Source organism: Marinobacter sp. AL4B, assembly GCF_019916045.1.
Classification (GTDB): domain Bacteria; phylum Pseudomonadota; class Gammaproteobacteria; order Pseudomonadales; family Oleiphilaceae; genus Marinobacter.
In genome coordinates this window covers 913,261-926,486 of record NZ_JAILWZ010000013.1, presented here as the reverse complement: position 1 = coordinate 926,486, position 13,226 = coordinate 913,261, and the positions used below count along the sequence as shown (strand labels likewise).

Here is a 13,226-nt window from a genome sequence, read left to right as displayed (position 1 = left end):
ATTTCCTGCACATTAGCCCACTTTTCGTACCGCTGGTGCCTTGAAGGTGCCAGCTCACCTTCAGTTTTTAGCCGGAGTTTGCCATGAATGCCGTTGTTGCCGCGGTACTGATCATGCTCGTACTGAGCTTGTGCCGTATCCACGTTGTTGTTGCCCTGATTGTCGGCGCCATATCTGGCGGCCTTGTCGCAGGGATGTCTTTAGAATCCACGATTGATGCCTTTAACGCCGGTTTGGGCGGCGGCGCAACTGTAGCTTTATCATACGCTACCTTGGGTGCCTTCGCTGTTGCTATCGGCAAATCCGGGCTGGCCCACGCATTGGCTGACAAGGCTTTGGCGCTGGTCGGAAAACAGGACGAAGGCGGCGCAGCAACCGGCATACGTTTCATGATTATCGGCCTGCTGGTCGCGGTTGCGATGTCTTCCCAGAACATCCTGCCCATCCACATTGCCTTTATCCCACTGGTTGTCCCGCCGCTGCTGTATGTGATGGCCAAACTCCACATGGACCGCCGCCTGGTGGCCTGTGCACTGACCTTCGGTTTGATCACCCCGTACATGTTCCTTCCGGTGGGCTTCGGTGGCATTTACCTGAATGAAATACTGTTGGCGAACGTAGCAGACAACGGTGTCGATGCTAGTGAATTAAATGTTATGTCTGCCATGGCTTTACCCGCTTTGGGCATGCTGGTGGGACTGTTGATCGCGGTGTTCTTCAGCTACCGCGGCGGTCGTGGCTACGACCTAGAACTGATCAGCCAAACCGAACGGGTGGATGTGAAATACAGCCCGAAAACGTTGATCATGGCACTGATTGCCATCGTGGTGGCTTTCGTGGTTCAGCTGTGGCTGGGCTCTATGATCCTGGGCGCGCTGGCAGGTTTCGTTTTGTTCAACTTGTCGGGCGTTGTTAAATGGCAGGAAGCGGATGACTTGTTCACCGAAGGCATGAAGATGCTGGCGATGATCGGTTTCATCATGATCGCTGCCAACGGCTTTGCGGAAGTAATGCGGGAAACCGGTGATATTGCCAATCTGGTCGAAGGCTCGGTTGCCGCCATTGGTGAGAATAAGCCACTCGCAGCCTTGTTGATGCTAGTGGTGGGCTTGCTGATTACCATGGGTATTGGTTCGTCGTTCTCCACCATTCCCATCATCGCGGCGTTGTACGTTCCGCTGGCACTGCAAATGGGCTTCAGCCCGTTGGCCATTGTTGCCTTGGTAGGCACCGCCGGTGCTCTGGGTGATGCTGGCTCCCCGGCTTCTGACTCTACCCTTGGGCCGACAGCTGGTCTGAACGTAGACGGTCAGCACAACCACATTTGGGATACGGTTGTTCCTACCTTCCTGCACTACAACCTGCCACTACTTGGCTTTGGGTGGTTGGCGGCTATGGTTCTTTAACCTTTTTCGTAGCCTGCCTTTGTAGCCTGCTTTTTTGCGGGGTGGTTCGGGAGAGGGGGCCAAAACTATCAGGAAAACCACGTTTTCCGTTTTGGCCCCCTCTCCCGAACCCCGACCATCCCCCAAACAACCAGGCTACAAAGCCAGTAGCCCAAGCAAGTCAGTCCTCGGAACCAGCCTTAAAAAACACCACCTGCTTAACGGTATGGTCGTCCTCATTGCCCCGCGTATTCACCCGGGTTTCAATTTCAGGTGCCGCTGGCTGCTCAACCTCAGACAAGGCATCGGTATAACCACAAGCCACGCACTCGCGCACCTGATCGCCTTTGTCATCCGTGAACATCGTAATTTTGTCCATCTCCGCACAGCGCGGACAAATCGCACCGGCGATAAAACGCTTTGGACTCGGCATAACTCAACTCCAGATTAACCAGCTGGCCGCATCAGCACGGCCAGCTTTCATTGTATCAGGCGACTTCGCCAGTGATGCCGGATTGTTCCAATAACGCATCCACCTGTGGTTCGCGGCCCCGGAAGGCTTTGAACAGTTCCATGGGCTCCTGCGAGCCGCCTTTTTCCAGAATGTTCTGCAAAAACGCCTTACCGGTTTCTGGATCGAAGATGCCTTTTTCCTCGAACAGTGAGAAGGCATCCGCCGCCAGAACCTCGGCCCATTTGTAGCTGTAGTAACCCGCTGCGTAACCACCCGCGAAGATGTGAGAGAAACCGTTCGGGAAGCGGTTGAACTCCGGCGCCTGAACCACGGCTATGTCTTCACGTACCTTCCGGTGCATATCGAGCGGGTTAGTGGGGGCTTCATCAGTGAATTCCGCATGCAGGCGGAAATCAAACAACGAAAACTCCAACTGCCGCACCATGCCCATGCCGGACTGGAAGTTCTTCGCCGCCAGCAGTTTCTGCAGCAGGTCTTCCGGCAGTGGTTCTCCGGTTTCGTGGTGGCTGGCAATCAGCGCCAGAGATTCCGGGTTCCAGCACCAGTTTTCCAGGAACTGGGACGGTAGCTCAACGGCATCCCACGCCACGCCGTTGATGCCGGAGACATCCATCACCTCAACCTGCGTCAGCATGTGATGCAGGCCATGACCGAACTCGTGGAAGAGGGTAGTCACTTCATCGTGGGTCAGCAGCGACGGTTTACCATCTACCGGCGGGGTGAAGTTACAGGTCAGGAAGGCAACCGGCAGCTGCAACTGGCCGCGCATATTGCGCCAGCGTACCCGGCAATCAGCCATCCAGGCTCCGCCTCGCTTGCCTTGGCGGGCGAAGAGGTCCAGGTAGAACCAGGCAATCGGCTCGCCGTTGCGGCTGATGCAATAAGCCGTAGCCTCTTCGTGCCAGGTTTCGACCTCGGCTTTTTCTTCGATTTGCACTCCAAACAACTTTTCCGCTACCCGGAACAGGCCTGGCACCACTTTATCCACAGGGAACCAGGGACGCAGGGTCTCGGGGGATATGTCGTAGCGTTTCTGGCGCAGCTTTTCACTGTAATAGCCTACGTCCCAAGCTTGCAGGTCGTCGACACCGTGCTCGTCTTTGGCAAATGCCTTCAGCTCGGCGAACTCTTTCTCGGCTTGGGGCTTGGACTTCTCCGCCAGCTGGCTCAGGAATTCCAGCACCTCATCCACACCGCGGGCCATCTTGGTAGCCAATGAACGCTCGGCGTAGTTGTTAAAGCCCAACAGCTGCGCCAACGCGTGGCGGCGTTTAAGAATCTCGGCCATCACCGGGGTGTTGTCCCAAGTACCGGCATCCGGGCCTTGATCCGACGCGCGGGTCACAAAGGCTTCGTATACTTCCCGACGCAGTTCGCGGTTATCGCAGTAGGTCATCACCGGATAAAAGCTGGGGAAATCCAGAGTGATGACATAGCCGTCCAACTCTTTTTGGCGAGCGGCCTGTTGGGCACCGTCGATGGCGCTTTCCGGCACACCGGATAATTCGCTGACATCGGTAATCTGCTTGAACCAGTTCTGGGTAGCATCCAACACGTTGTCACTGAACTTGTTGGAGAGCTCTGCCAATTCGCGGGACAAGTCCGCGTAACGCTTCTTCTTGTCCTCCGGCAGGTCAACACCGCCCAGATGGAAATCGCGCAGGGTGTTTTCGATGGACTTGCGCTGGGCTTCACTGAGGTTCTGGTAATCGTCCCGGGCGGCCAGTTTCTTATAGGCATTGCACAGGGCTTCGTTCTGGCTGATTTCAGTACTGTACTCGGTCAGTTTTTCCAGACAGTTTTTGTATACCTTGCGCAGGTCGTCGTTGTTCATCACACCGTTTAAATGAGAAATCACCGACCAGGCATTGCTCAAAGCGTTTTCCATCGCCTGCATAGGCTGCACCAACGTATCCCAGGTGGGATCGTCCTGTTCAGCCAGCGCTTGGATCTTCATCCGATTCGTGCTGAGAATCTGGTCAATCGCCGTTTCCATGTGCTCGGTGCGAATGTGCTCGAACTTCGGCAGCAGATCGTCAGTCAGTAGCGGGTTATTCATAGGTCCCCTTCTCAGCTATTCCAGTTTAAGGTATTTTCAGGCAACTCCAATGCTTGGGGGAGTCTTTGGGAGGTAGGCTTTTCAAAAATGTGCGTAGCCATGGATGGCGGAGCAGAAGCGCCACATGGATGTGCCGCAGGAGCGTTTTTTGGAAAGCCTACCTCCCAAAGACTCCTTCGCCTCAATTCGAGGCCTGTAAAAGGTATATGTAATGGCGAATGTACGAACTCACAAGGGTAGCACACCAAAATTTGGTAAAAGTACCTGGGTAGACGAGAGTGCCGTGGTGATCGGCGATGTGGAAATGGGCGACGATTGCTCAGTCTGGCCGATGACGGTGATCCGCGGTGACATGCACAAAATCCGCATTGGCGATCGCTGCAGTATTCAGGACGGGTCGGTTTTGCACATCACCCACGCCAGTGATTTCAACCCAGGTGGCTGGCCGCTGATTCTCGGTGACGATGTCACCGTCGGTCACAAAGCGCTGCTTCACGGTTGCACCATTGGCAGTCGAGTGCTGGTCGGCATGGGCTGCACCGTCATGGACGGGGCCATCGTTGAAGACGAGGTGATCATCGGAGCAGGAACACTGGTACCGCCGGGCAAGCGGCTTGAGTCCGGTTACCTCTATGTCGGCTCACCCTGTAAACAAGCGCGAGCGTTGAGCGACAAAGAGAAAACCTTCTTCAAGTACACCGCTGCCAACTACGTGAAGCTGAAGAACGAATACCTCGACGCTTCAGAATAACTTCAGCCGGAACTCAGTTTCCGGCTGGCGTTTTGGCGCCGGCGTTTTCTAAAGCGCGGGCGTAATCGCCGCTGCGGCCATGCTGGGAGATGCGATCCAGCATGGTTTCACCGTGCTCGTCGGTGGCATCCAGATTACGGCCAGCAGCGACAAAGAATCCGACGAAACGCTCGAAATCCTCGGCACGCATGGCTTCATAGGCACGCAGTAGGACGAAGTGATCCGCCTGCAACGTTTTGTCATAGGGCTCCAGATCCAGGAAGCTTTTAACGCGCTCGTCATTCCACAATTCATCAAGGACTTTCGGTTTATCCGGTCCGCTCATTGATCTTACTCCCCATGGGTTCCAAGTATTAAGGCTGCACAGTATAAGGCTTTGAAACTGTGTCAGTTATATGAAAGTACTATGAGGATCTACGCTGCAAGCATAAGGCTGCGCATGTCAGGGTAGAATTTCGACCGGAAGATCTGCCACCGCTTCGTTCGTCTCACATTCGGGATTTCGGATGGATATCTCCACTCGGCGGTTCAAGGCCCTGTTTTCCGGGCTGTCATTCGCTGCCAACGGGCGGGTTTCAGCTCGCCCGGCTGCCATTACCCGGTCTGCGGGAATTTGCCGATTCATCACCAACTCATGCACCACCGATACGGCCCGTGCCGCGGAAAGGTCCCAGTTAGAGCGGTATTTACTGCTGGAAATAGGGCGGTCGTCGGAATGGCCAGATACCACCACATCACCCTCGCAACCGGCTAAAACCGTCACTACTCGCTCAAGGATCGGAATCATACTGGGCTTAATCGCCGCTTCCCCTGACCGAAACGTCGCTTCCTCGGCAAAGCGGATAACCACCTGATCTTCGTCGTAGTTCACTTGTAACGTACCGGCCGCCGCTTCCGGTTCCAGCTCTCGCACCAGTCTGGAACTCAAATCCAGAACACCACCCGGAATCTTGCGAATTTCCGGCTGCTCCGATCGTTCGTCAATAAAGTCAGGCTGGTCTTGCAAGTTATCTGACGGTTCGGGCAGCGACACCGTGTCGGATTCCACCAAGGTGATCGGCGAACCGCCAATACCTTCACCGATAACGTTTTGCGAACCGAACGCTACCGACATGGAGTTCGCCATCGCTTTGTACTTTTCCACGTCCATTTCGGCAAACGACAACAGCAAGATAAAGAAGGTCAACAGCAAGGTAGCTAGATCAGCAAAGGTGACAATCCAGTCTGGCGCACCGTTTTTGGCTTTTTGCCGTTTACGTGGCCGGGGCAGCAACAAACCTTATGCCTCCTTTTCAGGCGCAAGATCGGTTCGATGCTCGGGGGGCAAGTAGGAAGCCAGAAACTCGGTCATCACCCTTGGGTTTTCACCCCGCATAATGCTTTTGATCGAGGTGATGATCAGCAATTGGTTTCGAGCGTCGTCTTCGGCTTTCAGCTGCAACTTTTCCGCTAAGGGCAGGGCAATCAACTGGGCCAGAAAAGCTCCGTACAGGGTGGTCAGAAGAGCGATGGCCATGGCGGGCCCGATGGTGGAAGGGTCATCAAGAGTATTCAACATCTGCACCAAGCCGATCAGGGTGCCCAGCATGCCGATCGCAGGTGCAGATTCACCAATACCGCGGAACACCCGCTCAGCCACTTCGTAACGCTCGGCAATTTGCTGGCTTTCCTGCAGCAAGGCTTCTTCAACCAATTCCGGTGGGTGACCATCAACGCACAGGGTAATGGCTTTCTTTAAAAACTCATCGCTGGCTTCGTGCTCTTCGAGACCCAGAATACCTTCTTTTCGCACCATTCGCCCGAGCTCGCCCACTTCGAGAATTAACGAAGATGGACGGGGAAGACGATCGGTGAACACCGTTTTCGCCGCCAGCCGGAATGCACTGGCAACGGTGGGCAACCGGAACTTGATCAACGTAACCGCGAAGGTGCCGCCCAGCACGATCGCAAGGCCTGGCAAGTTTAAGAAGGTCATGATCGAGGCATTTGCCAGCATGGCAAGCACAACGATAACAACTCCGGCTAGCAGCCCTACCAACGTCAGAATATCCATGACCTTCCCTTTTGGCCGAGGTTATCCAACCCGGCTCAGTCGTTTCTCAGTTCGTCCACAACCGGAGCGGTTTCCGGACGGACACCCCGCCACACCTGAAACGCTTCAGCCGCTTGCTCGATCAGCATGCCCAACCCGTCGTACACCCGCTGCGCTCCGTTATCCAGCGCCCACTGATTGAACGTGGTGGTTTGCAGAGAGTACATCATGTCGTACACCACCGTATCCGGCCCGATCACATTCCCGGAGATCGGCGGCAGATCACCCTGCAAACTGGCGCTGGTGCCGTTGATAATGACATCGAACGGCTGTGCCGGCTGCTCGAAACCGCAGGCTGACAACTCAGCGTCGGCGGCCTCGTCGGCAAACAAACGGACCAATGCTTCGGCCTTGGCGACGGTTCGGTTGGCGAGGGTCAACGCTGCAGGCTGTTCCGCCAGGATCGGACCCAATACGCCCCGTACGGCACCACCCGCGCCCAGCACAAGAATGCGCACGCCTTTGAGCGGTACGTTCTGGTTATCGCGCAAATCGCGAACAATACCGACACCATCTGTGTTATCGGCCACAAGATCATTTTCTTGATCTAGGTACAGCGTATTGGCCGCTCCGGCCTTTTCTGCTCTGGGCGTTCTGTGCTCGGCGAGGGCCCACGCCTCCTCCTTAAACGGCACAGTCACGTTCAGGCCTTTGCCGCCGCCTTCAAAGAATCGTTTTACAGTTCCGGTGAAATCGTCCAGCGGCGCCTGAATGGCGGTGTACTCCACCGGCTCACCGGTTTGTTGGGCAAACAAGCTGTGAATCCGGGGCGACTTGCTATGGTTAATGGGATTTCCAATGACCGCGTAGAGTTCATTGTTCATCCAGACCCTCCAACCAATTTCGGTCCGTGAGGAAGTAATCCGTCAGCCGGGCCTCTTCGCTGCCGGGCTCCGGTTGGCGGCTGTAATCCCAACGCACCATCGGCGGCAACGACATCAGAATGGATTCGGTCCGGCCACCCGATTGCAAGCCAAACAGCGTGCCACGGTCATACACCAGGTTAAATTCCACGTAACGACCACGGCGATATAGCTGGAAATCGCGTTCACGCTCGCCCCAGGCATGACCCACCCGTCGCTGCACGATAGGCTCGTAGGCTTCAATGTAACTGTCGCCCACGGATTGCATAAAGGCAAAATCCCGCTCGAAGTCCCCGGTGTTGTGATCATCAAAGAACAGGCCGCCGACACCGCGAGGTTCCTGTCGGTGTTTCAAATAGAAGTACTCGTCGCACCAAGTTTTGAAGCGCGAGTAGACGTCGTCACCAAAGGGTTCACAAGCACTGCGCGCGGTGCGATGCCAATGCACGCAGTCTTCGTCGAAACCGTAGTAAGGGGTCAGGTCGTAGCCGCCCCCGAACCAATACACCGGTTCGCCTTTTTCAGGTGTGGCAATGAAAAAACGAACGTTGGCGTGCGAGGTCGGAACATAAGGGTTCTCCGGGTGCATCACCAGAGATACCCCCATCGCCTGCCAAGGTGCACCGGCCAAGTGAGGACGATGCGCTGTGGCCGAGGGTGGCATGGTGGCGCCCATCACGTGGGAGAAATTCACGCCGCCCTTTTCAAACACCTTGCCCTCAGAAATCACTCGGCTGATACCGCCACCGCCTTCGGGGCGCTCCCAGCTGTCCTCGATGAAAGAAGCCTGACCATCCAACGCGTCCAAACGCTGGCAAATACGATCCTGAAGGCCCAGTAAATACGCTTTAACGACCTGAGAATCCGGCTGTTGTGACATGCTTGCTCCTAACGAAACTGTTTTCCGGTGAGGATATCAATAATGCGGCTGGGCTTACGGTTGCCCCCGAGTGCGCCCGGTATCACTCGGTCGAGTTCCTTTCCAAAATAACGCCGTGCCTGCCAAATGTTGCGCGCTGGAGCGCGTCCTGCTGGGTTACATGAGGTTGAAACCAGTGGCATTCCGGCCGCTTCACACAGGTCCTGCACCAAGGAATGATCAGACACCCGAACGGCGATGGTGCTGTGTTGTCCCCGCACCCATTCGGGAATTTGCTCTAGTACATCCGGAATCAAGCAGGTGATGGGCCCGGGCCAGTGTTGCTCGGCTTCCCATTGCAACACTCGAGGCAAAGGGTCCAAAAGAAACCGCACCTGATCAATGGACGATGCCACCAGAATCATGCCCTTTGCCATCGGCCGCTGTTTCAGCTCTAAGATGCGTTCTACCGCCTGTTGATTCCAAGGGTCACACCCCAACCCCCATACCGCTTCAGTGGGGTAAGCAATTACTCCGCCGGACAACACGGTGCGGCGGGCACAGTGCAGTTGCCAGGCATTCAAGGACGACGTTGGCGACATAAAGAAATCGTACAACCTGCTTGATCAGATAATGGAAATGCACCGTTTAGCCTCGCCGCAAGTACCCGCCCGGGGCGGAACACGCCAAACCTTCCAATTCAAGAAGCAAAAGCGACTGCATCAACTGATCGGCCGGTAATCCGGTGGCAAGGCTCAGTGCATCGGTAGACTGTGGATCATACCCCAAAGCCTCGAATACCGCGATTTCCCGGCCATCCAGATCCAATTTTTTAACCGGACTGGCAACCTCCGGCGCGGGCGTTTCCTGCATCGACCACCAGGTGCCTAACTCTTCCAGCACATCATCCGCGGTTTCGACCAGTCGCGCTCCTTGCTTGATCAGTTGATGACAGCCTTTTGCGACCGCGCTGTGAATGGAACCGGGAATCGCGAATACCTCACGGCCTTGCTCAAGAGCGGTTCTCGCCGTAATTAACGAGCCACTTTTCAAACTTGCCTCTACCACCAGTACGCCACGACTCAAGCCACTGATAATTCGGTTTCGCTGCGGGAAATAGGCGGCCCGTGCCTGGGTGCCCGGCGGGTACTCCGACACAATCAACCCGTTATCCACGATTCGGTGCGCCAGTTTACGATGCTGCGCCGGGTAAAGCCGATCCAGACCACAACCCACCACAGCAATGGTCGGGTGTCCGGCATCCAGCGCCCCGGCATGGGCTGCTCCGTCAATGCCCAGCGCCAAGCCACTGGTGATCAGCAAGCCGCGCTTGCTCAGTTCCGCGGCAAATTGCCGGGCGTGATCCAAGCCTTGCCGAGTGGCATTGCGACTGCCGACTACGCCAATCTGATCTTGCAACAACAACCGGCTATCGCCCAACAAATAAAGCACCAGCGGCGCACTGTGTATCTGCCGCAGCGCCTCCGGGAAATCGGGATGACTCTGGCCAATGATCTCAATGCCATACTGCAAGCACGCTTGATGAATCCAGAGCGCGTGCTGGATTTTGGGATGATGAACATCCCTCGCTTGCCAGGCATGCACCAGCTCAATGGCTTCGGCACCCATACCCAACGCTTTGAGGGTCGCGGTATTCAGATCGAGGGCATCAATCAGACTGGGGGTATTGGCTTGCACGCGTTCACGAACTCGCACCCCAAACCGGGGAAGAAGCGAAAGCACCAGCCAGCGGCCGGTTTCAGACTGCAGAAATTCCTGTTCCGACATTTTTCATCCTTGAAAACAATAATGGCCGGGCGCTCCAGCCCAGCCATTCAATGGTACTGCTTACCATCACGCGCAGCCTGTATGCGCTGCGCAGATAGTGAAATATCAGGGGTTAACGACCTTGTCACCCACCGACAGCGAACGGGTTGCTTTCAAAACCAAACCGTAGCTCATCTTCTCGTAAACCTGGAACACCATCAGCAGGCCGGCCCGCTCGGAGGGCAGTTCAATGGTTTCGCCGGTAATGGGATCACGAACCCGGTTGCCGGCTTTCAGCACCGCCAGCACATTACCTGCCTTCATGCCTTCACGGGCTCCGCGGTTAATGGCCACTACATTGTACTGGCCAATTTGGTTAACGCCGCCATCGACCGAAATCATCTTACCTTCAATCTCATCATCGGGTGAGCTAGGCATAAAATTAGTGGTCAATCGACGGTCTTCACTCACCAGCAAGCGGTCGCTAATGCGAACCTCTTCGCTGGAGCGGGTCAAGTTAACGGTCAGTACGTCACCGTTCTCGGCCGCTACGTTACCCCGGGCGATGCTCCGCGCCTCCAGCCCCAAGAACTCGCCAGTATCCGGATCAACAAACTCCTGACTGCGGCGGAACACGCCGACGCGATCAGCGGGTTTTTCACCACGAGCATAGATCTTGTCGCCGGCACCCGTGATGATGCGGCCGTCTTCACCTTCCAGAACGTAAGGCGCGCCGTTAATTTCTTCGGGGCTGACAATGCGGGTGTCAGTCAGGAAGCTGGCAATGGCATCCAGCGGAATCGCGGGGATAGGCGTATCAATAGCTTCAGAACGAATCTGCGGAGACAGTTTCACGTCGCCGGACGCCACCTTGGTAATGCGCGGCTTGCCATCAATGTAAACCAGCGCCAAACGGTCGCCCGGATAAATCAGGTGAGGGTTGGCAACCTGAGGGTTAACGTGCCAGATTTCCGGCCAATACCAGGGGTTGTTCAAAAAACGCCCTGAAATGTCCCAAAGGGTATCCCCTTTGACGACCGTGTAACGCTCAGGATAGTCAGCCTTGAACTCGGGTTGTGCCTGGGCCCAAGAGGTAAATAGCAGCGCAGTAGCCGCCAGAGCGTACAACAATTTCCTCATCGTCTGTATCCTTGATCGCGTGCCTTGAATCTTAGCGTTCGGTAACATCACCACAGATGATCCGCAGCTTGTTACACTGTTATTCCCGTTACTATAGAAGATGTATGGGGATTTGTGATGTTATCTTTTGTTCTTCCAGTAAATTCTGCGGAATACTCGATAGAATTCCACTATTAACTGATCAGTTTGTACTCAATCGGTAATTTATCGGATAATACCCCCATCACACATCCTTCATAATAGATTTGTGAAGAAAATTTGCGCAGTACGCTGTCGCATTTCAGAGAAGCCAGAGCACTATGATTTTAGATATTCTTGAGTACCCGGATCCGCGTCTTCGCACCATTGCCAAGCCGGTCGACGAGGTAACCGACGAAATCCGAACGCTGATCGACGACATGTTCGAGACCATGTACGATGCCCCCGGCATTGGCCTGGCGGCGACACAGGTCAACGTGCACAAGCAGATCATCGTGATGGATTTGTCCGAAGACAAAAGCGAGCCGCGGGTATTCATCAACCCGAAAGTGGACGTACTGGATGGCGATCTGGAAGCCATGCAGGAAGGCTGCCTGTCGGTGCCCGGTTTTTACGAAGATGTAAAACGCATCGAACACGTCAGGATCACAGCCAAAGACAGAGACGGTGAAGAGTTCGTGATTGAAGCCACCGGACTTCTGGCGGTTTGCATCCAGCACGAGATGGACCATCTGAACGGCAAGTTGTTTGTGGATTACCTCAGCTCTCTCAAGCGCAACCGTATTCGCAAGAAGCTGGAAAAACTCCACAAGCAGAGCGCCTGAGTCCGAGCCGGATCATGTCGCTCAGCTTCACATCGAATTCAGGACCGGGTTACGACCCGGTTTTTTCGTATTCAACAACACAGAGATAACACCAACGTGCGCATTGTTTTTGCCGGAACTCCGGATTTCGCTGCCATCGCCCTGAAAGCCATTCTTGCGGCAGGGCACACTGTCGTAGGCGTTTACAGTCAGCCTGATCGGCCCGCAGGCCGGGGCCGCAAACTGATGCCGAGCCCGGTTAAACAAGTAGCGCTGGATGCCAACATCCCGGTGCTCCAGCCCCAGAGCTTGAAGTCCGAAGAGGCGCAACAAGAGCTGGCCGCCCTGAAACCGGACGTGATGATTGTCGCAGCTTACGGTCTGATCTTGCCAAAATCGGTTCTTGAGATACCGAGCCACGGCTGCCTGAACATCCACGCTTCGTTATTGCCTCGTTGGCGCGGTGCCGCGCCGATTCAGCGGGCCATTGCGGCCGGTGACGCAGAAACCGGCATTACCATCATGCAGATGGATGTGGGCCTGGACACCGGCGACATGCTGCTGAAAACCGCGACACCGATTAACCCGGACGATACCGGTGGCAGCCTGCATGACCGGCTAGCGGATATGGGTGGCGACGCGATTGTGGAGGCGTTGGCCAAACTGAACCAGAACACGCTGGCCGGCGATCCCCAGAACGACGACGAAGCCTGTTACGCCCACAAGCTTTCCAAAGAGGAAGGCCATATTAACTGGCATAACAGCGCCACCGACATCGAGCGGCTGATCCGGGCGTTCAACCCCTGGCCCGGCACCTTCACCGATCTGGGCGAACAACGCATTCGATTGCACCAGGCTCAAGCCATAGAGCAGCGTAGCGACAAAGCCCCCGGCACCGTGCTTCGCCGTGAACGTGAAGGCATCGACATCGCCTGCGGTACTGGTAGCCTGAGAGTCAGCAAAGTGCAGCTGCCCGGCACCCGCGCCCTGAGCGTGAACGATTTGATTAACGGCGGCAAACCCGTCCTGATGCCCGAACAGGAGCTGAACTGA

At 55.6% G+C, this 13,226-nt stretch carries 14 protein-coding genes; 4 read left to right on the top strand and 10 right to left on the bottom strand.

All coding sequences use genetic code 11. The features are described 5' to 3' along the window. Positions 1-83: 83 nt before the first annotated feature. A complete protein-coding gene (locus tag K5L82_RS14550) occupies positions 84-1,406 on the top strand; it encodes a Na+/H+ antiporter family protein (RefSeq protein WP_223134634.1) in 1,323 nt (440 codons plus the stop codon). A gap of 160 nt (positions 1,407-1,566) precedes the next feature. Here the strand turns inward: K5L82_RS14550 and K5L82_RS14545 are convergent, their stop codons facing one another. Together K5L82_RS14545 and prlC are read right to left on the bottom strand one after the other, a co-directional pair. Continuing rightward, complete coding sequence (locus tag K5L82_RS14545) at positions 1,567-1,818, bottom strand: YheV family putative zinc ribbon protein (protein WP_223134633.1); 252 nt, start codon at positions 1,816-1,818, stop codon at positions 1,567-1,569. A 55-nt stretch (positions 1,819-1,873) separates the two neighbouring features. Further along, positions 1,874-3,919 (bottom strand): oligopeptidase A, encoded by a 2,046-nt coding sequence (gene prlC / locus K5L82_RS14540; RefSeq protein WP_223134632.1) that lies wholly within the window; start codon positions 3,917-3,919, stop codon positions 1,874-1,876. Positions 3,920-4,130: 211 nt separating this feature from the next. On the opposite strand from prlC, the gene K5L82_RS14535 reads away from it, so the two are divergent. Next, positions 4,131-4,670, top strand: coding sequence for a gamma carbonic anhydrase family protein (locus K5L82_RS14535; RefSeq protein WP_133006923.1), 540 nt, complete (start codon positions 4,131-4,133; stop codon positions 4,668-4,670). 13 nt (positions 4,671-4,683) lie between these two features. On the opposite strand, the gene K5L82_RS14530 is transcribed toward K5L82_RS14535, so the two are convergent. From K5L82_RS14530 to K5L82_RS14495, 8 genes are all read right to left on the bottom strand, one after another. After that, a complete protein-coding gene (locus K5L82_RS14530) occupies positions 4,684-4,995 on the bottom strand; it encodes a PA4642 family protein (protein WP_223134631.1) in 312 nt (103 codons plus the stop codon). A gap of 117 nt (positions 4,996-5,112) precedes the next feature. After that, positions 5,113-5,946 (bottom strand): flagellar motor protein MotB, encoded by an 834-nt coding sequence (locus K5L82_RS14525; RefSeq protein WP_133006925.1) that lies wholly within the window; start codon positions 5,944-5,946, stop codon positions 5,113-5,115. Positions 5,947-5,949: 3 nt separating this feature from the next. After that, positions 5,950-6,723 (bottom strand): motility protein A, encoded by a 774-nt coding sequence (locus tag K5L82_RS14520; protein WP_223134630.1) that lies wholly within the window; start codon positions 6,721-6,723, stop codon positions 5,950-5,952. A gap of 35 nt (positions 6,724-6,758) precedes the next feature. After that, positions 6,759-7,586 carry a shikimate dehydrogenase gene (gene aroE / locus K5L82_RS14515; RefSeq protein WP_223134629.1) on the bottom strand — a complete coding sequence of 276 codons (828 nt, stop codon included), beginning with the start codon at positions 7,584-7,586 and terminating at the stop codon, positions 6,759-6,761. Continuing rightward, complete coding sequence (gene hemF, locus K5L82_RS14510) at positions 7,576-8,505, bottom strand: oxygen-dependent coproporphyrinogen oxidase (RefSeq protein WP_133006928.1); 930 nt, start codon at positions 8,503-8,505, stop codon at positions 7,576-7,578. The genes aroE and hemF overlap by 11 nt, the downstream gene beginning before the upstream one ends. 8 nt (positions 8,506-8,513) lie before the next feature. Beyond that, positions 8,514-9,086: an L-threonylcarbamoyladenylate synthase gene (locus tag K5L82_RS14505; RefSeq protein ID WP_133006929.1), complete on the bottom strand. Its 573-nt coding sequence runs from the start codon at positions 9,084-9,086 to the stop codon at positions 8,514-8,516. Positions 9,087-9,132: 46 nt separating this feature from the next. Beyond that, positions 9,133-10,272: a DNA-processing protein DprA gene (dprA, locus tag K5L82_RS14500; RefSeq protein ID WP_223134628.1), complete on the bottom strand. Its 1,140-nt coding sequence runs from the start codon at positions 10,270-10,272 to the stop codon at positions 9,133-9,135. Between the two features lie 105 nt (positions 10,273-10,377). Beyond that, a complete protein-coding gene (locus tag K5L82_RS14495) occupies positions 10,378-11,391 on the bottom strand; it encodes a LysM peptidoglycan-binding domain-containing protein (RefSeq protein WP_133006931.1) in 1,014 nt (337 codons plus the stop codon). A gap of 299 nt (positions 11,392-11,690) precedes the next feature. On the opposite strand from K5L82_RS14495, the gene def reads away from it, so the two are divergent. Continuing rightward, positions 11,691-12,194, top strand: a complete 504-nt coding sequence (def, locus tag K5L82_RS14490; protein ID WP_133006932.1) for a peptide deformylase — start codon at positions 11,691-11,693, stop codon at positions 12,192-12,194. A gap of 96 nt (positions 12,195-12,290) precedes the next feature. Beyond that, positions 12,291-13,226, top strand: a complete 936-nt coding sequence (gene fmt, locus K5L82_RS14485; RefSeq protein WP_223134627.1) for a methionyl-tRNA formyltransferase — start codon at positions 12,291-12,293, stop codon at positions 13,224-13,226.

Excerpts from the sequence above, each read along its gene's own strand:
- K5L82_RS14550 (WP_223134634.1), top strand. The coding sequence starts at position 84 with ATGAATGCCGTTGTTGCCGCGGTACTGATCATGCTCGTACTGAGCTTG.
- K5L82_RS14545 (WP_223134633.1), bottom strand. The coding sequence starts at position 1,818 with ATGCCGAGTCCAAAGCGTTTTATCGCCGGTGCGATTTGTCCGCGCTGT.
- prlC (WP_223134632.1), bottom strand. The coding sequence starts at position 3,919 with ATGAATAACCCGCTACTGACTGACGATCTGCTGCCGAAGTTCGAGCAC.
- K5L82_RS14535 (WP_133006923.1), top strand. The coding sequence starts at position 4,131 with ATGGCGAATGTACGAACTCACAAGGGTAGCACACCAAAATTTGGTAAA.
- K5L82_RS14530 (WP_223134631.1), bottom strand. The coding sequence starts at position 4,995 with ATGAGCGGACCGGATAAACCGAAAGTCCTTGATGAATTGTGGAATGAC.
- K5L82_RS14520 (WP_223134630.1), bottom strand. The coding sequence starts at position 6,723 with ATGGATATTCTGACGTTGGTAGGGCTGCTAGCCGGAGTTGTTATCGTT.
- aroE (WP_223134629.1), bottom strand. The coding sequence starts at position 7,586 with ATGAACAATGAACTCTACGCGGTCATTGGAAATCCCATTAACCATAGC.
- hemF (WP_133006928.1), bottom strand. The coding sequence starts at position 8,505 with ATGTCACAACAGCCGGATTCTCAGGTCGTTAAAGCGTATTTACTGGGC.
- K5L82_RS14505 (WP_133006929.1), bottom strand. The coding sequence starts at position 9,086 with ATGTCGCCAACGTCGTCCTTGAATGCCTGGCAACTGCACTGTGCCCGC.
- dprA (WP_223134628.1), bottom strand. The coding sequence starts at position 10,272 with ATGTCGGAACAGGAATTTCTGCAGTCTGAAACCGGCCGCTGGCTGGTG.
- K5L82_RS14495 (WP_133006931.1), bottom strand. The coding sequence starts at position 11,391 with ATGAGGAAATTGTTGTACGCTCTGGCGGCTACTGCGCTGCTATTTACC.
- def (WP_133006932.1), top strand. The coding sequence starts at position 11,691 with ATGATTTTAGATATTCTTGAGTACCCGGATCCGCGTCTTCGCACCATT.